We start from the raw sequence: 18,142 nt of genomic DNA, 5'->3' as shown, positions 1-18,142 counted from the left end.
GGTGCTTCTCTCTGCCGGGCGGTGCGCGGGGTTCAGGCCGAGTGCTCGGCCAGGAACGCCCGCGCGGCGTCCAGGTCCTCGGGGGTCTTCACGGCGAGCTGCGCGGTGCCCTTGAGACCGCGCTTGGCCAGTCCGGTCAGTGTGCCACCGGGCAGCAGCTCCAGGACGCCCGTGACCTGCCGCGTGGCCATGGTCGCCATGCACAGGTCCCAGCGGACCGGGCGGGTGACCTGGTCCACGATCCGGGCGAGCACGTCCGTGCCGGACTCGACGGCCTCGCCGTCCCGGTTGGACAGCAGGGGCAGGCGCGGGTCCGAGGGGGAGAGGCCGGCGACGTGGGCCGCGAGGTCGTCCACGGCGGGGCGCATGTGCTCCGTGTGGAACGCGCCGGCCACCTTGAGCGGGATCACGCGAGCGCGGGCGGGGGCGGACTCGGCGAGCGCGCCGAGGGCCTCCGCGGTGCCGGCGGCGACGATCTGGCCGGCGCCGTTGACATTGGCGGGCGCCAGGCCCGCCGCGTCGATGGCCGCGAGGACCTCGTCCTGGTCCCCGCCCACGACGGCGGCCATGCCCGTGGGCGTGGCCGCGGCGGCCCGGGCCATGCCGGTGGCGCGCACGCGCACCAGGGAGAGGGCCTCGGCGGGGGACAGCACGCCGGTGACGGCGGCCGCGGTGACCTCGCCCACGGAGTGGCCGGCCACGACGGTCGACTTCGGTGCGGCGGCGTCCGCCTCGAGGGCCGCGGCGGCCACCAGGCCGGCCGCCACGATCAGCGGCTGGGCGACGGCGGTGTCCTTGATGGTCTCCTCGTCCGACTCGGTGCCGTGGCGGATCAGGTCCACGCCCGCGGCGTCGGAGAGGGACGCGAGCAGGTCGCGGGTCCCGTCCAGCTCGAGCCAGGGGGCGAGGAAGCCGGGCGTCTGGGACCCCTGTCCGGGGCACACGATGGCAAGCATTCCTCCATCGTGTCAGGATCGGCCGCCATCCCGGACAGATCGCGCCACGAAGCACGGCGAGTCGGTTTGGAGGGTTTCTACAAGTGGGGGGGGGCGCCGCCCCGGCTCAGTCCGAGCCTGTCCCGGTCGTCGGCCGCGCCCCCGCGAGCCGGCCCAGGGTGATCGCGGTCTGCAGGACGTACGCGTCGCGGGGGACCAGCGGGTCCCAGCCGGTCACCTCGGCCACCCGCTTGAGGCGGTACCGCACCGTGTTCGCGTGGACGAACAGCTCGCGGGCCGTGCCCTCGAGCGAGTGGCCCAGCGCGCCGTACGCGTCCACGGTCTCCAGCAGGGAGGTGCCGGCGTCGGCCAGGGGCGTGAACACCCCGTCCACGAGGGCTTCCCGGGCCGTGGGGTCGCCCAGCAGCGCCCGCTCGGGCAGCAGGTCCTCCGCCGGGGTGGGCCGGCTCGCCCGGGGGTGGGCGGCCGCCGCGCTGAGCCCGGCGAGGGTGTGCCGCGCCGAGACGTGCACCGAGACCAGCGAGTCCACGACGGGTCCCACGATCACCGGTCCCGGCGCGAACCAGGGCGCGAGCGCCTCGCCCACCGCCCGCGCGTCCCGCACCGAGCCGACCACGAGGACGAGCCGTTCGGACTGCACGCCCACGAGCAGGTCGCAGTCGAGCCTCGCCGCGGCCCGCCGCAGGTCCGGGATGAACGCGGGCTTGTCCTGCCCCGGGGCGAGACCGGCCATGACCATCACGTCGTGGTCCCCACGCCAGCCCAGCGCCGTGGCCCGATGCCGGATCTCGTCCGGGTCCTGCCCGCGCAGCACCGCGTCCAGCAGGACCGACTCGAGCCGCGAGTCCATCGCGCCGCGCATCTCCGCGGCCCGGGCGTACACGTCTGCGAGCGCGAACGCGACCTCGCGCGAGTAGTGGAGGATGTGTTCGCGGACGGGCGCCTGGTCGCGCTCGGCCAGCAGCTCCGGCACCCGCGTCTCGACGACGTCCACCATCGTCCGGATGAGCTGGAGGGCCCGCTGCAGCGAGATCGCCCGGGTGAGATCGGTGGGCGCGGGCCCGAAGACGTCCTGCAGGACGTGGCCCGTGGAGGTGGGCCGCTCGAACCACGTGAGGAAGCCCTGCAGGGCGCGCTGGGCCACGAGCCCGAGGGCGCTGCGCTCGTCCGGGGTGAGTCGGCGGTACCAGGGCAGGGTGGCGTCCAGCCGCTGCAGCACCGCCGTGTTCAGTGCCCCCAGGTGGCTCCGGAGGCGGGCCAGCCCGTCGGTGCTCACGGGGCGAGGGGCGGCGGGGCGGGGCTCGGGCATGCGCTCCATCCTAGGCGCGTGTTGTGGGGTTCCTACAGCGACGACGCCGGCCGCCCGCCTCCGTGGCGGAGGCGGGCGGCCGGCGTCGGGTCGGGAGGACGTCGGCCTCCCCGCGGCGTGCGGGTCAGGCGTCGCCGCCTGCGATGCCGGTGGTGCCGGCGTTGACGTCGTCCAGGCGGTACTTCTCGTGCGCCTTCGCGGCCGTGCCCCGCTCGACCTCGCCCTCCTCCTCGAGGAGCTGCAGCGCGCGGACCACCATCGAGTGGGTGTCGATGAGGAAGTACCGACGGGCGGCGGCGCGGGTGTCCGCGAAGCCGAACTCGTCGGCGCCGAGCGCCGAGAAGCGGTTCGGCACGAACGGGCGGATCTGGTTCGTCCACGAGGTGGAGTAGTCCGAGGTGGCCACGATCGGGCCCTCGGCCCCCTGCAGCGCCTGCGTCACGTAGGGCACGCGCGGGGTGGCGGACGGGTCCTTCAGGGCGTCCTTCTCCGCCGCGACGGCGTCGCGGTACAGCTCGTTGTAGGAGGTCACCGACCACACGGAGGCGTTCACGCCCCACTCCTCGGAGAGGATCCGCTGGGCGTCGAGCGCCCACGGCACGGAGACGCCGGAGCCCAGGAGCTGGACCTTCGGGCCGTCGCCCTGGCCCTCGGAGAGACGGTAGATGCCCTTGAGCAGGCCCTCCACGTCGAGGCCCTCGGGCTCCTCGATGTGGGTGATCGGCTCGTTGTACACCGTGAGGTAGTAGATGACGTTGCGGACGTCGTCCCCGCGGTCGTGGTCGCCGTACATGTCCTCCAGGCCCTGGCGCACGATGTGGGCGATCTCGTACGAGTACGCCGGGTCGTAGTGCTTCACGGCCGGGTTCGTGGACGCCAGGACGGGGGAGTGACCGTCCATGTGCTGGGTGCCCTCGCCGGCGAGGGTGGTGCGCCCGGCGGTGGCGCCGATCATGAAGCCGCGCGCGAGCTGGTCGCCTGCGGCCCAGATGTTGTCCGCGGTCCGCTGGAAGCCGAACATCGAGTAGAAGATGTACACCGGGATCATCGGCTCGCCGTGCGTGGAGTACGCCGTGCCGATCGCGTTGAACGCCGCGGTGGCGCCGTCCTCGTTGATGCCGACGTGGTAGATCTTCCCCTGCGGGGACTCCTTGTAGGACAGGAACAGGTCCCGGTCCACGGACAGGTAGTTCTGCCCCTTGGGGTTGTAGATCTTCGCGGTCGGGAAGAACGAGTCCATGCCGAAGGTGCGGGCCTCGTCCGGGATGATCGGCACGAAGCGCGGTCCCATGTTCTTGTCCCGCATCAGGTCCTTGAGCAGGCGCACGAACGCCATGGTCGTGGCGGCCTGCTGCTTGCCCGATCCCTTGCGGGCCTGCTTGTACGCGGACTCCGGGGGCAGCGGGATCGCGTGGTAGTCGCTGCGCCGCTCCGGCACGAAGCCGCCCAGCTCCTTGCGCCGCTCCATCATGTACCTGATCTCCGGGGCGTCGGCACCCGGGTGGTAGTACGGGATGTTGTACGGGTCCTTCTCGATCTGCTCGTCCGAGATCGGGATGCGGTGGCGGTCCCGGAACACCTTGAGGTCGTCCACCGTCAGCTTCTTCATCTGGTGCGTGGCGTTGCGGCCCTCGAAGGACTTGCCCAGGCCGTAGCCCTTGATGGTGTGGGCCAGGATGACGGTGGGCTGGCCCTTGTGCTCCATGGCGGCCTTGTAGGCGGCGTAGACCTTCTTGTAGTCGTGGCCGCCGCGCTTGAGGCCCCAGATCTCGTCGTCGGTCATGTCCGCCACCATCTCCTTGGTGACGGAGGACCGGCCGAAGAAGTGGTCGCGCACGAAGCCGCCGGACTCGGCCTTGTAGGTCTGGTAGTCGCCGTCGAGCGTCTCGTTCATGATGCGCACGAGCTCGCCCTCGTCGTCGACCTCGAGCAGCGGATCCCACTCGCGGCCCCACAGGACCTTGATGACGTTCCAGCCGGCGCCCCGGAAGTAGGACTCCAACTCCTGGACGATCTTGCCGTTGCCGCGCACCGGCCCGTCGAGACGCTGCAGGTTGCAGTTGATGACGAAGGTGAGGTTGTCGAGCTTGTCGTTGGCCGCGATGTGCAGCTGGCCGCGCGACTCGGGCTCGTCCATCTCGCCGTCGCCGAGGAAGGCCCACACGTGCTGGTCGGAGGTGTCCTTGATGCCGTTGTTGTGCAGGTACCGGTTGGTCTGCGCCTGGAAGATGGCGTTCATCGGCCCCAGACCCATGGACACGGTGGGGTACTGCCAGAAGTGCGGCATCATCCGCGGGTGCGGGTAGGAGGGCAGGGCGTGGCCCTGGCGGGACTTCTCCTGGCGGAAGCCGTCGAGGTCCTCCTCGGTCAGGCGGCCCTCGAGGAACGCGCGGGCGTAGTTGCCGGGCGAGGAGTGTCCCTGGAAGAAGATGTGGTCGCCGCCGCCCGGGTGGTCCTGACCGCGGAAGAAGTGGTTCAGGCCCACCTCGTAGAGGGTCGCCTGGCCCGCGTAGGAGGAGATGTGACCGCCGACGCCGACGCCGTCGCGCTGGGCGCGCTGCACGAGGGCCATGGCGTTCCACCGCAGGTAGTTGCGGTAGCGGCGCTCGAGCTCCTCGTCGCCCGGGTACTCCGGCTCCTGGTCCGCCGGGATCGTGTTCACGTAGTCCGTGGTGGTCACGTAGGGCAGGGCGACGGACTGGGCGCTCGCGCGCTGCATGAGGGAGCGCATGATGTACTGCGCCCGCTCCGTGCCGCGCTCCTCGATGAGTCCGTCGAGGGACTCGATCCACTCCGACGTCTCCTGGGGATCCTTGTCCGGGAGCTGGTCGGTCAGACCGCTGCGGATCTGCGAGCTCTCTTCGGCTGCGCTCACGGTGCCTCCTGGTTCTCGTGCGGAGGGGTGCTCCGCGGTGGGCTGCGGGCAGACGATCCGGTCCGGGCCCGCGACGCCGAGCCGGGCGCGTCGCCCGGAGAGTGCGTCTGTTCCTCCCCAGAGTAGACCGGAGCCGCCGCGTCCGCCCGGCCGGAGGCCCCGGAACGGCGGCGTCCACGGCGTATGGTGGTCATCATCACCCGCTCGACGGCGCGGGCCGCAGTGCCCGCCACCATCAAGGAGGACCGGACACTATGCAGGCTGGGTCGACGCCGACCTCGACGGACAGCGCCCTGCTGGCGGAGCTCGCCCTCTCGAGGGGCGACCTGGTGCAGGAGTGGGGGTACGACGACGACGCCGACGTCACCTTCCGTGACGCGCTCGAGGACGCGCTCGGCGAGGAGCTGCTGACCGAGGAGGATCAGGAGCCGGCGGACGCGGTCCTCTTCTGGTGGCGCGCGGACGACGGCGACGTCATGGATCTCGCGGACGCCCTCGTGGACGCCCAGCGCTCCCTCGATGCCGGCCCCGTCTGGATCATGACCCCCCGCAAGGGGCGCCCCGGCCACGTCAGCCCGGCGGACGTCGCCGAGGCCGCCTCCACCGCGGGCCTGCACGCCACCACCGGGGCCGGTGCCTCCGAGGACTGGGCCGCTCAGAAGCTCGTCCAGAAGCGCGGTGGCTGAGCCCCCGTCCGGCGGGACGCGGGGCGCCGACGTCGTCCCCGCGCTGCGCGACGACCACGGCCAGAGGTGGCCGTGGCCGCCGACGCGCGGGCCCGAGGACGCCGCCGCGCCGCGGGGCACGTGGCTCGTCTTCCTGCCCGGGGCGTTCACGCCGGTGTGCACGGGCGAGCTCGGCTGGCTCGGGGCGCTCGCCGAGGACGTGGCGGTCGACGAGGTGGCCGTCCGCGTGGTCTCGTGTGACGCCGCCCCCGTGCTGCGCCGCGTCCGCGAGGAGCTGGCACTGCCGGAGCCGCTCACCCTGCTCTCCGATTTCTGGCCCCACGGCGCGGCCTGCCGTGCCCTCGACGTCTTCGACGCGGAGACCGGGCGGCCCCGCCGCGTCTCCGTGCTGCTCGACGCGGACGGGGTCGAGGCCGCGCGCGTGGTCGCCGCCCCGGGACAGGCACGCACCCGGAGCGAGCACGAGGCGGCGACGCGCGACCTGCTCGTTCACCGGTAGCCTGGACGGACACCGGCACCCGTAGCTCAGTTGGTCAGAGCATCTCGTTTACACCGAGAGGGTCGGGGGTTCGAGTCCCTCCGGGTGCACCGATCGCGGGGCCATGACACGGCGTGACGCCGCGGCTCCGTCATGCCGACCGCCCGTCAGGCGCCTATGAGAGCATGCTCACCATCATGGGCTCCTCGTCAGCGTCCTCGCGCGCCTCCGCTCCGTCCTCGCGGTGGGCCGAGGTGCGCTCCGGCGTCGCCGTGACGCTGGGCGCCGGCCTCGGCCTGTTCCCCCTGGGCGTGGCCTTCGGGATGCTCGTGGTCCAGGCCGGGCTGCCCGCGTGGGTCGCACCCCTGTTCTCCGTGGTCGTGTTCGCCGGGTCCGTCGAGCTGCTGCTCGTCTCGCTGGTGGTGGCGGGCACGCCGCTGCTCACGATCGCCGTGACGGTGTTCCTCGTGAACTTCCGCCACGTGTTCTATGCGTTCAGCTTCCCGCTGCGCGTGGTCCGGGGGCGCCTCGCGCGGATCTACTCGATGGGCGCCCTGATCGACGAGGCCTACGCCATCGCCGCCGCCCAGCCCCGCGGTTGGACGGCGCCCCGGCTGCTGGCCATGCAGATCGCGCTGCATGCGTATTGGGTGCTCGGGGGCCTCGCCGGGGTGGCCGTCGCGTGGCTGCTGCCCGGGCCGGTGGAGGGCCTGGAGTTCGCGCTCGTCGCCCTCTTCATCGTGCTCGCCATGGACGCCGCCCGCACGCGGGCCCAGCTGCCCCTCGTGCTGGCGGCCGCGGTCGCCGTCGGGGTGGCCCTGCTGCTGGCGCCGGCGCAGGTGCTCGTCGTCGCCTTCGCCCTCTACGCCGCGGTGCTGATCGCGTTCCACGTGCTCGCCGCACGCGGGACCGCCCTGCCGCTGCCTGAGCCCGTGCCCGTCACCGGACCGGTTCCCGTCGTCGCCGCGACGGGGGAGCGGGCCGGCATGGATGCCGAGCCCGACGCCGAGGAGGATCCCCGATGACCGGCGCCGCCTACCTGGTGGCCGCGGCCGTCGTCGCGGGCCTCGTGACCTTCTGCCTGCGGGCGCTGCCGTTCGCCCTGCTGCAGCCGCTGCGGGAGTCCGTGCTCGCCGCGCGGCTGGCGGTGTGGATGCCCGCCGGCGTGCTGACCATCCTGGCCCTGGTGATGCTGCTCGACGCCGCGGCGCTGGCCCCCGGAGAGCCCGTGGACGGGACGCGGGTGGCCCACGCGCTGATCGCGGCGGCGGTGACGGTCGTCGTGCATCTGCTGGCCGGGCGGCGGACCCTGGTCTCGATCGCCTCCGGCACGCTGGCCTACGTGCTGTTGGTCAACCTGGCCTGAGCGGCGGCGGGGCGGGTTCGCCCAGGCGTTCGGCCCATGCGCGGCTCGCCGCGGCGAGGCGCCGGCCGTAGGCGGTGACGCCGGCGTCGAGCGTGCCGGCGTTGTAGAGCGTCCCCGCCCGGGCGATCCCCTCCGCGGAGAGGTCGCCGCCCAGGTGCCCGCGCAGGACCTCCAATCCGAAGGCCAGGTTGTCCTCCGGCTCCCACAGACGAAACCCGCGCTCCGCCGCCTGTGCGAAGTACGGCGGCCACGTGATCTGCGCGGGCCCCACCCCGTTCGACGTCTCACCCTGCGCCACCCGGGCCACGAGCTCCTCGTAGCGCTCCCGGGTCACGGGGACGTCCGTCCCGCGCGGGGCACTGTGCACGCCGCCGGCGTCGTGCCCGAAGACGTTCCGGCCACCGGACTCGAGCTCGGCCAGGGCCGCCGCCACCGGGAGGGGCACGTCCGCCCGGCGTGCGGCGGCCACGATCGTCGCGGCGTTGTCGAGGTGCCGGCCGAGCGTCGCCGTCGGGTCGGACGGGCGGTCGCGGGCGGAGCGGCGGGTGAGGAGGTCGCGGAGCAGGCCCATCGGCCCACCCTCCCGCATCCCGGGTTGAGTTGTCGCGGGTGACGGGCCCGCGCACCCGCGACAACTCAACCCGGGATGCGGGGCAGGGGCCGGGCGGCGGCGCGTCGTCAGCATCCGGGCGCACTAGGGTGGAGCGCATGTCCGCGACCCCCCTCGGCTTCTGGAAGCTGCCCGCCCGTCCCGACGGCGCCGCCCGTCACCTCGCCGTCATCACCGGGGGCGAGGCGCAGCAGACCATGCTCTTCCTCCAGGACGGGCAGTGGTCCATCCTCGCCCTCTTCCAGGACGAGCTGGCCGGCAAGGCCGCCGCCCGCACCCTGGACGCGCTCCTGCAGTCCGTCACCTGTCTGCGCATGGGCGGCCGCGACGTCCTCGACGGCGCCGACACCCCGAGGCCCGGTGTCGAGTGGGCCGGCTACGACCGCGAGTTCGAGGAGGCCGACGTGGCCGAGCAGCGCGACGTCGAGCCGCGCGGCCGGATCTGGATCCTCCCGGCCACGGACGGCGCCTCCGTCGGCCTGAAGCTTCCCGGGCACCGCCGGTACGACGACGCCGTCGCGCAGTTCGCCGACGTCGACGCGGCGCGTGCCGCCGTCGCGGCGATCGACGAGCTCCTGGGCGTCGGCCCGCGCGGCTGAGCAGGCCGACACTCGTCGGCCCGGGGCCGCGACCGTTCGCCTCCCAGGGTTCACCTGCTGTTCACGCGGCTGCGCTGCCGGGCCCGGCTTCCTCGTCCGCCGCCCACCCATAATGGTGTGAAGAGCACAGGCCGCGGCCCGCCTCCGTCGTACCGAGGAGGGGACGGGCGGGCACGGTGACGCACCCAGTGAAGGAGACGGTCCATGGAGCTGCTGCAGCCCGACGCCCCCCGCGAGAACCTGCGCGAGTTCATCGACAAGCTGCGCGACGGCGGCTACACCGTCTCGGACGGCCACACCAACGATCCCGACCTGATCGATCCGCAGGGCCGTGCCGTGGAGACGTGGAAAGAGGACTACCCGTACGAGACGCGCATGACGCGCGAGGAGTACGAGCTGGAGAAGTACCGCCTGCAGATCGAACTGCTCAAGCTGCAGTACTGGGGCGAGGACACCGGCCAGCGCCACATCATCGTCTTCGAGGGCCGCGACGCCGCCGGCAAGGGCGGCACCATCAAGCGCTTCACCGAGCACATGAACCCCCGCACCGCCCGCGTCGTGGCCCTCAACAAGCCCTCGGACCGCGAGCTCGGCCAGTGGTACTTCCAGCGCTACATCCAGCACTTCCCCACGGCGGGCGAGATCGTGCTGTTCGACCGCTCGTGGTACAACCGCGCCGGCGTCGAGCGCGTGATGGGCTTCGCCACGGACGAGCAGTACCGCCGCTTCATGAACCAGGTGCCGCTGTTCGAGAAGATGCTCGTGGACGACGGCATCCACCTCACCAAGTTCTGGTTCTCCGTGACACAGACCGAGCAGCGCACGCGCTTCGCGATCCGCCAGATCGACCCGGTCCGCCAGTGGAAGCTCTCGCCCATGGACCTCGAGTCCCTGGACCGCTGGGAGGCGTACACGGAGGCCAAGGAGGCCATGTTCCTCCACACGGACACGGACCACGCCCCGTGGATCTCCATCCGCTCCAACGACAAGAAGCGGGCCCGCCTCAACGCGATGCGCTACTTCCTGTCCCAGTTCGAGTACGAGGGCAAGGACCACGAGGTCGTCGGCACCCCGGACCCGCTGATCGTGCGCCGCGGCCGCGACGCCGTGGGGGACTGACCGCGGTCGACGTAGGCTGGGGGCGGGTCCGTGTCCGGCACGGCCCGTCCCACCGTCCGAGCCACAGGAGGCCCCCGCGATGACCGAGCAGACCACCACCGTCCCCGTCGGCGCCGCCGACATCGGCGTCACGGGCCTGGCGGTGATGGGCGCGAACCTCGCGCGCAACTTCGCCCGCCACGGCTACACGGTGGCCCTGCACAACCGCAGCCGGGCCCGCACGGACCAGCTCGTGGCCGAGCACGGTGACGAGGGCGCGTTCGTGGCGACGGAGACGCTCGCCGAGCTCGTGCAGTCCCTCGCCGTGCCGCGCCGGGTGCTCATCATGGTCAAGGCGGGCGCCCCCGTGGACGCCGTCATCGACCAACTCGTCCCCCTGCTGGACGAGGGCGACATCGTCATCGACGCCGGCAACTCCCATTTCGAGGACACCCGCCGCCGCGAGGCGGCCCTCGCCGAGAAGGGCCTGCACTTCGTGGGCGTCGGTGTCTCCGGCGGCGAGGAGGGTGCCCTGCACGGTCCGGCGATCATGCCCGGCGGTCCGGAGAAGTCCTACGAGGCCCTCGGCCCGATGCTCGAGAAGATCGCCGCGCAGTTCGAGGGGGAGCCGTGCTGCGCCTGGGTCGGCACGGACGGCGCCGGCCACTACGTGAAGATGGTCCACAACGGCATCGAGTACGCGGACATGCAGGTCATCGGCGAGGCCTACGACCTGCTGCGCCGTGTGGGCGGCCTCGAGCCCGCCGAGCAGGCCGAGGTGTTCACGGCGTGGAACCAGACCGACCTGGCCTCCTACCTCATCGAGATCACGGCCGAGGTGCTCGCGCAGGTGGACGCGGCCACGGGCCGCCCGCTCGTGGACGTGATCGTGGACGAGGCCGGGCAGAAGGGCACCGGCCGCTGGACCGCGATCTCGGGTCTCGACGTCGGCTCCCCGGTGGCCGCGATCGCCGAGTCCGTCTTCGCCCGCTCGCTGTCCTCTCAGCGCGCGGTGCGCGAGGTCGCCCGTGAGACCCTCGCGGCCGGCGTCGACGAGGAGGCGCAGCGCGCCCCGCAGGACACGGACGCGTTCGTGGAGGACGTGCGCCAGGCGCTGTTCGCCTCCAAGCTCGTGGCCTACGCGCAGGGCATGGACATGCTCGCGGCCGCCGCCGAGGAGTACGGCTGGTCGCTGGACCTGGGCACCATCGCCTCGCTGTGGCGGGACGGCTGCATCATCCGCGCCGACCTGCTCGACGTGATCATGCAGGCCTTCGGCGGCCGCGACACCTCCCGCCATCCGGCGCCGGGCACCCGCGCCCCCGGCCAGCCGCTCAACCTGCTCTTCGCCCCCGAGTTCGCCCAGGCGATCGCCGAGGCCCTGCCGGCCTGGCGCCGCGTCGTCGGCACCGCCGTCGCCGCGGGCGTGCCGGTCCCGGTGTTCTCCTCGGCCCTGGCGTACTACGACGGCCTGCGGGCCGACCGCCTGCCGGCCGCCCTCGTGCAGGGCCAGCGCGACTACTTCGGCGCCCACACCTACCTGCGCGTGGACCGCGAGGGCTCGTTCCACACGCTGTGGTCCGGCGACCGCACCGAGGTCGACGGCGAGGGCGTGCCCGTGGTCATGCCGCAGCCGACCGAGGGCGACCCCACGCAGGACTGACCCGGCGTGGACCCGGCCCTCAGATCCAGAGGGCCGGGTCCACGTACTCCGCGGGGTCCACGAGCGGCTTGCCCTCGGACGGGCCCTTGCGCGGTCGGACGGTGGCCGGCACGCCGGTGGCGATCGCGTCGGCGGGGGTGTCCTTCACGACGACGGCGTTGGCGCCCACCGCCGTTCCCTCCCCGATCTCGACGGGTCCGAGGATCTTGGCGCCGGCCCCCACCACGACGCCGTCGCGCAGCGTGGGGTGCCGCTTCACCTTGGCCAGGGAGCGGCCGCCGAGGGTGACCCCGTGGTACAGCATCACGTCGTCGCCGATCTCCGCGGTCTCGCCGATCACGACACCCATGCCGTGGTCGATGAAGAACCGACGACCGATCGACGCGCCGGGGTGGATCTCGATGCCCGTGGCCGCCCGCGTGACCTGCGAGAGCACGCGGGCGGGCATCTTCAGCCGGTCATGCCGCCACATCCGGTGCGCGACGCGGTGCGCCCACACTGCGTGCAGACCCGAGTAGACGAGGGCCACCTCGAGGTCACCGCGCGCCGCTGGGTCATGGCTGCGGACGGTCGCGATGTCTTCCTTGATGCGGGAGAACAGTCCCACGGGCGGCCCCTTCGGGTCGGTGCGGTCGGTGAGCGGGCGGCGGTCAGCCGCGGATGTCCTCGAAGAGGGCGGTGGAGATGTAGCGCTCGCCGAAGTCACACACGATGGCGACGATCAGCTTGCCCTCGGACTCGGGCTTGGCGGCCTCCTTGAGGGCGGCCGAGATGATCGCGCCGGTGGAGATGCCGCCCAGGATGCCCTCCTCGGTCCCGAGCCGACGGGCGGTCTCGATGGACTCCTCGAAGGTGGCCGGGTAGACCTCGTCGTAGAGGTCGGTGTCCAGGATCTCCGGCACGAAGTTCGCGCCGATGCCCTGGATCTTGTGCGGGCCGGCCTGGCCGCCGGAGAGGATGGGGGAGTCGGCCGGCTCGACGGCGATGAGCTTCACGTCCGGCTTCTGCTCGCGCAGGTACCGGCCCGCGCCCGTGATGGTGCCGCCGGTGCCGACGCCGGCGATGAACACGTCCACGGCACCCTCGGACGCGTCCCAGATCTCCGGGCCGGTGCCCGTGTAGTGGGCCTGGATGTTGGCCTGGTTCGCGAACTGCTGGGCCCAGATGGAGTTCGGGGTGCTGCGGACGATCTCCTGGGCGCGCTCGAGGGCCCCGCGCATGCCGTCTGCACCGGGGGTCAGCACGATCTCGGCGCCGAACGCCTTGAGCATCACGCGGCGTTCGGTGGACATGGTCTCGGGCATGGTCAGGATCACGCGGTAGCCGCGCGCCGCGCCGACCATGGCCAGGGCGATGCCGGTGTTGCCCGAGGTGCCCTCCACGATGGTGCCGCCGGGGGTCAGCTCGCCGGCCGCCTCCGCGGCGTCGACGATGGCGGTGCCGATGCGGTCCTTCACCGAGTTGGCCGGGTTGTAGAACTCGACCTTCACGGCGACGTCGCCGGGCAGGTCCTTCGCGAGGCGGTTCAGCCGGACCAGGGGCGTGCCGCCGACCGCCTGGGTGATGTCGTCAAGGATGCGGGCCATGGTGGTACCTCCGGGGGGTGGTGGTGCGCCTCGGGGCGCGGGCGATCTAGTGGGTGTTCCTGCGTCAGGCTATCGAGCCGCGGCGCCGCTCAGGCGTCCACGAGCCACGCGGAGTAGTTCCGGCGCACCTTCGCGAGCTTCGGATCGATGACCACACGGCAGTATCCATTGGAACGGCGCCGCGCATAGAAGTCCTGGTGAATGTCCTCGGCCGGGTGCCACGCGGACGCCGGCTCGACGCGTGTGACGATGGGGCTGTCATAGTTCGCCTGCGCCCGGGCGATCTCGTCCGCGAAGAACCGGGCCTCGGCCTCGTCGTGGGCGAAGACGGCCGAGCGGTACTGGGTGCCGACGTCGGCCCCCTGGCGGTTCAACGACGTGGGGTCGTGGCCGGTGAAGAACAGATCCATGATCACCTCGGGCGGCACGACGGCGGCGTCGAAGCGCACACGGACCGCTTCGGCGTGGCCGGTGGTCCCGGTGCACACGGACTCGTAGCTCGGGGCGGGGTCGTCGCCTCCGGTGTAGCCGGACTCGACGGCGAGCACGCCCCGCACGCGACGGTAGACGGCGTCGAGGCACCAGAAGCAGCCGCCGGCGAGCGTCAGCTCGCGGACGTCGGCGGGCGCGCCGGAGGCGCCGAGGGGCTCGGTACGGGGGGAGTCGGTCATGGCAGGCACAGCAACGCGGCCCGCGCTTTTCATTCCCGACGGCGCCGCGCCGTGCCCTCACCCAGGGCCGCCGGGTCGTGCGTGCCCGGGCCGGGTGGGCCATCATGGCCGGTATGGCCGTGTCCCGTCCCGCCGTCCCCGCCTCGCCGGAGCACGCCCTGGCCCCACCGACGCTCGGGCACGTCCTCGAGGTCGTCCAGGGGCTGTGGCCGCGGGAGCTGGCGGAGCCGTGGGACGCCGTCGGGCCGGTGGCCGGGCGCCCGGAGGCGCCGGTGCGGACCGTCCTGTGGGCGCTGGACCCCGTGCAGGCCGTGGCCGACGAGGCCGTCGCCCGTGGGGCCGACCTCGTGGTCACCCACCACCCGCTCCTGCTGCGCGGGACCTCGTCCGTCGCCGCCGTCGGGCATGCCGCCGCCGCCAAGGGACGCCTGCTGCACACCCTGATCGAGCACCGCATCGCCCTGCTCGCCGCGCACACCAACGCCGACGCCGTCGTGGGCGGCGTCTCGGACGTGCTGGCCCGTGCCGTCGGCGTCACCGGAGCGCTCTCGCCCCTGACGACCTCCGCCGCCGGCACCGGGGCCGAAGGCATCGGCCGGGTGGGCGACCTGCCCGAGGAGACCGACCTGGCCGCCTTCGCCCGCGCCGTGCACGCGGCGCTGCCCGCCACGGCCGGCGGCGTGCGCGTGGCGGGCGACCCCGCCCAGCGCATCCGCCGCGTCGCCGTGTGCGGCGGCGCCGGAGACAGCCTCTTCGACGCGGTCCGCGCGTCCGGAGCGGACGTCTACGTGACCGCCGATCTGCGCCACCACCCGGCCTCGGAGGCCCGGGAGACGGCGGTGTCGGGGGATGGACGTCCCGCGCTCGTGGACGTCTCGCACTGGGCGAGCGAGTCCCTGTGGCTCGAGCACGGCGCCCGCGCCCTGGAGGCCGCCCTGGCGGAGCGGGGACTGGGCGTCACCACCCTGTTCTCAGATCACCGCAGCGACCCCTGGGACTTCCTGGTCGGGGGAGAGCGGGCCGACGAGGGGAGTCACGCATGAGTGAGGTCACCGCACCGCCGGCCGTCCAGGCCCGGCTGCTGGAGCTGCAGGAGCTCGACACGGCCCTGGACCAGGCCCGCGCCGCCGTCCGTCGGCTCAAGGCGGACCCGGAGCACACCCGGCTGCGCGCCCGTGCGCAGGAGTTCGAGGAGGCGCTGCCCGGTCTGCAGGACGCCGCACGCACCGCCGACCGGGCGGGGGCCGAGGCCACCGAGAAGGCCGCCGCCACCCGCGCCCGTCGGGACCGGACCCGGGAGCGGCTCGAAGCGGGCCAGGGCGGGTCCAAGGAGCTGCAGGCCATGCAGCACGAGGACGACACGCTCACCGCACTGCTCGATGACCACGAGGCCGCGGCGCTCGAGGCCATGGAGGCCGCCGACGCCGCCGAGTCCCGGCTCGCGAAGGGCCACGCCGCTCTGGAGCAGGCACGGGCCGAGGTCGAGGCCCGCGCGGCGGAGGTGCGCCGCGAGGGGCAGGTCGTGACCCAGCGTGGCCGGGACCTCACCCAGCGCCGTGCGGCGTTGGCCGCCGTGTTTCCCGCGTCGTTGCTGGCCCTGTACGAGCAGGCGCGGGAGCGCAACGGCGGCATCGGCGCGGCCCGGCTCGTCGGGAACCGGTCCGCGGCCGCGGGCACGGAGCTGTCACCGGCGGAGGTCGCGCGCATCCGAGCCCTCCCGCCGGCCGCCGTCGCCCGCTGCCCCGAGTCCGGCGCCATCCTCATCCGGGACTGACCCCGGGCTCCGCCCCCGGCGCGGTCAGTAGAGTGGGGGGCCGCGTCGGACGGCGCGACCACGGACACGAGGAGGCGCACGGTGAGCGGACGAGTCCTGCAGGTGGAGGCCGACGGCGGGTCGCGGGGCAACCCCGGCGTCGCCGGCTACGGCGCCCTGGTGCGCGACCCGGCCACAGGCGAGATCCTCCGGACCGACGCCGCTCCGCTGGGGAAGGCGTCCAACAACGTGGCCGAGTACTCCGGGCTCGTGGCCGGGCTGCGGATGGCCCGGGACCTCGACCCGGAGGCCCGGGTGCACGTGCTGATGGACTCCAAGCTCGTGGTGGAGCAGATGTCCGGGCGGTGGAAGATCAAGCACGAGGACATGCGGCGCCTCGCGGCCGAGGCCCGGGCCGTGCTGCCCCCCGAGCGCGTCAGCTACGAGTGGATCCCGCGGAACCGGAACAAGGACGCCGACCGCCTCTCCAACGAGGCCATGGACGCCGGCGCGCGGGGCGGGCAGTGGGACGCCGGCGCCTCAGAGGTGCCCGTTGCGGCCCCCACGGCCGTGGGGTCGACCGCCGCGGAGGCGTCCACGACCTCCGCGTCGGCGGTGGCCGGGTCCGGCCTCGAGGCCGACGCGGACGTCCGGGCCGCGGAGGCGGACGGGCCCGACGCCGTCGCCTCGCCGGAGGATGCGACCCCGGTGCCCGCGCCCACGGGACGGCTGCATCACGTGGAGATCTGGGTCGCCGACCTCGCGGCGGCCGAGGCGAGCCTCGGCTGGCTGTTCGGCGAGCTCGGCTACGTGCCCGGCGAGGGGTGGGCCGAGGGCCGGACGTACCAGGGGGCGGGGGAGTACCTCGTGCTCGAGGCCGGGCCCGACGTCGCCGCGGGCGCCCACGAGCGCACCCGCCCGGGCCTGAACCACCTGGCCTTCCGGGCCGGATCGCGCGCCCGCGTGGACGAGCTCACCGCCGCCGCGCGCGACCGGGGGTTCCGCCTGCTCTTCGAGGACCGCCACCCGCACGCCGGGGGAGCGGACCACTACGCCGCCTACCTCGAGACCGCGGACGGCTTCGAGGTGGAGCTGGTGGCCGTCGAGGACTGAGGCCGCGTCCGGGCAGACCGCGCCTCGCCCGGGGTCACCCCTCGGGCAGGATCACCCGCAGCGCGCCGGGCTTGCCGCCGGACGGCCGGGCCAGCTCGACCTCCCAGCCGGGGCCGTCCCCGGCCCGCGCGACCACGTCCGCCACGCGGTCCAGCGTCGAGGTCTCCCGCGCCCCCGCCTCCAGGAGCGCGCGGGCCACGAGGCCGCGGGTGTGCTTGGCGAAGTGCGAGACGACGGTCCGCTCGCCGTCGCGCAGCTGGAACACGTCGACCGCGAGGGTCCGCTCCGCCGGTGCCCGCCACTGGGCCGCGTAGCCTCCGGAGCGGCAGTCGACGACGGGCCCGCCGTCCCGTGCGGCGAGCGCGTCGAGGGCGGGGGTCAGGACGGGGCGCCAGTGCGCGGCCAGCCCGGGCAGCCCGGGCAGCTTCGCGCTGACGGGCAGCCGGAAGGCGGGGATCCGGTCCGCCAGCGCGGTGGCGCCGAACAGCGCGGAGAAGACCAGCACGGACAAGCGGGCGCGGCGCTTCGCCGCCGCCGACAGCGAGGCGTGGTCGAGCGCGTCGAAGAGCACGCCCGTGAACACCCGGTGACCGGGCGCGGCGGGGGCGACGGCCAGGCGCGTGTTCGCCTCGACCTCGCCGGCGAGCGACGCTCCGACGCCGAGGGTCGTCAGGGCATCCGGGGCGGCCGAGACCGCGGCGAGCCGCGTGAGCAGGTCCGCGCGGGCGCCCGTCACCGCGGCGTCGTCGGCCAGGGCGAGGGAGTCGAGGTCGAGCGGGGCCCCGGAGCGGGGTGCGGTCTTGCCCTCGGAGGGCGGCAGCAGGATCAGCACCGGGCCAGCCTAGCCAGGCGCCCCCGGACCGACGCGCGGACGGGCCGGGCCGACGTCGTCGTCCGGACCTGGCACAGTGGTGGGGTCCGCACAGCCGCCCCGCATCCCAGGAGTCGCCCGATGACCGCCATGAACGTGTTCGGCGTGGTGTACCCGTTCGTCCTGCTCGTGATCGCGGCCGCCGTGTGGCTCGGGGTCCGCTCCAGCGGGCGGGAGCGCACGCACGCCTCCGCTCTGGAGCACCGCCTGCGGGAGCGCACCTTCACGGGGCAGGACCGCGTGACGCTCGAATGGCCCCGGGACCGGCGACACCCGAGCCTGGCGAAGGTCGTCTCGATCGGCGAGTCGTACGGGTACCGGCTGCTGGACAAGCGGGAGCGCGAGCACGTGGTGGAGCTCGAGTTCGAGCGGATCCTCGACGACGAGGGGTTCTGACCCCAGCCGGGGGCCGTGAGGCGGGACGGACCGGCTGTAAGCCGGGAACCGGCCTCTCCCCAGCAATCACGCGGGATCCACGGGGGTCGTGCCGGTCCTGTGCCGGTTCGGC

The 18,142-nt window shown here is 73.6% G+C and carries 19 protein-coding genes and 1 tRNA gene; 12 read left to right on the top strand and 8 right to left on the bottom strand.

The annotated features are described in order from the left end of the window. Positions 1–32: 32 nt before the first annotated feature. From AUV08_RS07130 to aceE, 3 genes are all read right to left on the bottom strand, one after another. Positions 33–956, bottom strand: coding sequence for an ACP S-malonyltransferase (locus AUV08_RS07130; protein ID WP_036312804.1), 924 nt, complete (start codon positions 954–956; stop codon positions 33–35). 106 nt (positions 957–1,062) lie between these two features. Beyond that, positions 1,063–2,265, bottom strand: a complete 1,203-nt coding sequence (locus tag AUV08_RS12355; RefSeq protein WP_036312800.1) for a CdaR family transcriptional regulator — start codon at positions 2,263–2,265, stop codon at positions 1,063–1,065. A gap of 124 nt (positions 2,266–2,389) precedes the next feature. Continuing rightward, entirely contained in the window at positions 2,390–5,140 is a 2,751-nt protein-coding gene (aceE, locus tag AUV08_RS07120) for a pyruvate dehydrogenase (acetyl-transferring), homodimeric type (protein WP_061867842.1), read from the bottom strand. Positions 5,141–5,394: 254 nt separating this feature from the next. On the opposite strand from aceE, the gene AUV08_RS07115 reads away from it, so the two are divergent. From AUV08_RS07115 to AUV08_RS07095, 5 genes are all read left to right on the top strand, one after another. Beyond that, positions 5,395–5,826 (top strand): DUF3052 domain-containing protein, encoded by a 432-nt coding sequence (locus AUV08_RS07115; RefSeq protein ID WP_061867841.1) that lies wholly within the window; start codon positions 5,395–5,397, stop codon positions 5,824–5,826. Continuing rightward, positions 5,819–6,325 (top strand): redoxin domain-containing protein, encoded by a 507-nt coding sequence (locus AUV08_RS07110; protein ID WP_061873167.1) that lies wholly within the window; start codon positions 5,819–5,821, stop codon positions 6,323–6,325. Before AUV08_RS07115 ends, AUV08_RS07110 begins: the two co-directional genes overlap by 8 nt. Positions 6,326–6,340: 15 nt before the next feature. After that, positions 6,341–6,414 (top strand) — tRNA-Val (locus tag AUV08_RS07105). A 75-nt stretch (positions 6,415–6,489) separates the two neighbouring features. Next, positions 6,490–7,329: an AzlC family ABC transporter permease gene (locus AUV08_RS07100; RefSeq protein WP_061867839.1), complete on the top strand. Its 840-nt coding sequence runs from the start codon at positions 6,490–6,492 to the stop codon at positions 7,327–7,329. After that, positions 7,326–7,670, top strand: coding sequence for an AzlD domain-containing protein (locus AUV08_RS07095; RefSeq protein ID WP_061867838.1), 345 nt, complete (start codon positions 7,326–7,328; stop codon positions 7,668–7,670). Before AUV08_RS07100 ends, AUV08_RS07095 begins: the two co-directional genes overlap by 4 nt. On the opposite strand, the gene AUV08_RS07090 is transcribed toward AUV08_RS07095, so the two are convergent. Beyond that, complete coding sequence (locus tag AUV08_RS07090; RefSeq protein ID WP_061867837.1) at positions 7,657–8,241, bottom strand: hypothetical protein; 585 nt, start codon at positions 8,239–8,241, stop codon at positions 7,657–7,659. The two genes, AUV08_RS07095 and AUV08_RS07090, sit on opposite strands and share 14 nt — an antisense overlap. Positions 8,242–8,378: 137 nt before the next feature. Between AUV08_RS07090 and AUV08_RS07085 the strand changes: the two genes are divergently transcribed. From AUV08_RS07085 to gndA, 3 genes are all read left to right on the top strand, one after another. Next, complete coding sequence (locus tag AUV08_RS07085) at positions 8,379–8,879, top strand: hypothetical protein (RefSeq protein ID WP_041103632.1); 501 nt, start codon at positions 8,379–8,381, stop codon at positions 8,877–8,879. Between the two features lie 204 nt (positions 8,880–9,083). Continuing rightward, positions 9,084–9,998 (top strand): polyphosphate kinase 2, encoded by a 915-nt coding sequence (ppk2, locus tag AUV08_RS07080; protein WP_036340172.1) that lies wholly within the window; start codon positions 9,084–9,086, stop codon positions 9,996–9,998. Between the two features lie 79 nt (positions 9,999–10,077). Beyond that, positions 10,078–11,640: an NADP-dependent phosphogluconate dehydrogenase gene (gndA, locus tag AUV08_RS07075; RefSeq protein ID WP_036340176.1), complete on the top strand. Its 1,563-nt coding sequence runs from the start codon at positions 10,078–10,080 to the stop codon at positions 11,638–11,640. Positions 11,641–11,659: 19 nt separating this feature from the next. On the opposite strand, the gene epsC is transcribed toward gndA, so the two are convergent. The 3 genes from epsC to msrA form a co-directional block, all read right to left on the bottom strand. Next, complete coding sequence (gene epsC, locus AUV08_RS07070; RefSeq protein ID WP_036340179.1) at positions 11,660–12,247, bottom strand: serine O-acetyltransferase EpsC; 588 nt, start codon at positions 12,245–12,247, stop codon at positions 11,660–11,662. Positions 12,248–12,290: 43 nt separating this feature from the next. Further along, complete coding sequence (gene cysK / locus AUV08_RS07065; RefSeq protein WP_010078892.1) at positions 12,291–13,226, bottom strand: cysteine synthase A; 936 nt, start codon at positions 13,224–13,226, stop codon at positions 12,291–12,293. 89 nt (positions 13,227–13,315) lie between these two features. Then, positions 13,316–13,897: a peptide-methionine (S)-S-oxide reductase MsrA gene (gene msrA, locus AUV08_RS07060; protein ID WP_012750832.1), complete on the bottom strand. Its 582-nt coding sequence runs from the start codon at positions 13,895–13,897 to the stop codon at positions 13,316–13,318. Positions 13,898–14,010: 113 nt separating this feature from the next. Here msrA and AUV08_RS07055 point away from each other — a divergent pair, with 113 nt between their 5' ends. The 3 genes from AUV08_RS07055 to AUV08_RS07045 all read left to right on the top strand — a co-directional run bounded on the left by AUV08_RS07055 (position 14,011) and on the right by AUV08_RS07045 (position 16,763). Beyond that, positions 14,011–14,940: a Nif3-like dinuclear metal center hexameric protein gene (locus AUV08_RS07055; RefSeq protein WP_061867836.1), complete on the top strand. Its 930-nt coding sequence runs from the start codon at positions 14,011–14,013 to the stop codon at positions 14,938–14,940. Next, positions 14,937–15,671 (top strand): zinc ribbon domain-containing protein, encoded by a 735-nt coding sequence (locus AUV08_RS07050; RefSeq protein ID WP_061867835.1) that lies wholly within the window; start codon positions 14,937–14,939, stop codon positions 15,669–15,671. The genes AUV08_RS07055 and AUV08_RS07050 overlap by 4 nt, the downstream gene beginning before the upstream one ends. An 81-nt stretch (positions 15,672–15,752) precedes the next feature. Further along, complete coding sequence (locus AUV08_RS07045) at positions 15,753–16,763, top strand: reverse transcriptase-like protein (RefSeq protein WP_061867834.1); 1,011 nt, start codon at positions 15,753–15,755, stop codon at positions 16,761–16,763. A gap of 34 nt (positions 16,764–16,797) precedes the next feature. On the opposite strand, the gene AUV08_RS07040 is transcribed toward AUV08_RS07045, so the two are convergent. Continuing rightward, the gene (locus tag AUV08_RS07040; RefSeq protein WP_061873166.1) at positions 16,798–17,595 is read right to left on the bottom strand and encodes a YaaA family protein; all 798 of its coding nucleotides are present in this window, start codon (positions 17,593–17,595) and stop codon (positions 16,798–16,800) included. A 120-nt stretch (positions 17,596–17,715) separates the two neighbouring features. On the opposite strand from AUV08_RS07040, the gene AUV08_RS07035 reads away from it, so the two are divergent. Beyond that, on the top strand, positions 17,716–18,030 hold the full coding sequence (locus AUV08_RS07035; protein WP_061867832.1) for a hypothetical protein: 315 nt from the start codon (positions 17,716–17,718) through the stop codon (positions 18,028–18,030). Positions 18,031–18,142 lie beyond the last annotated feature (112 nt).

It is taken from the genome of Micrococcus sp. CH7 (genome assembly GCF_001595485.1).
GTDB classification, from domain to species: domain Bacteria; phylum Actinomycetota; class Actinomycetes; order Actinomycetales; family Micrococcaceae; genus Micrococcus; species Micrococcus luteus.
This window is presented reverse-complemented; position numbering and strand designations above follow the sequence as displayed.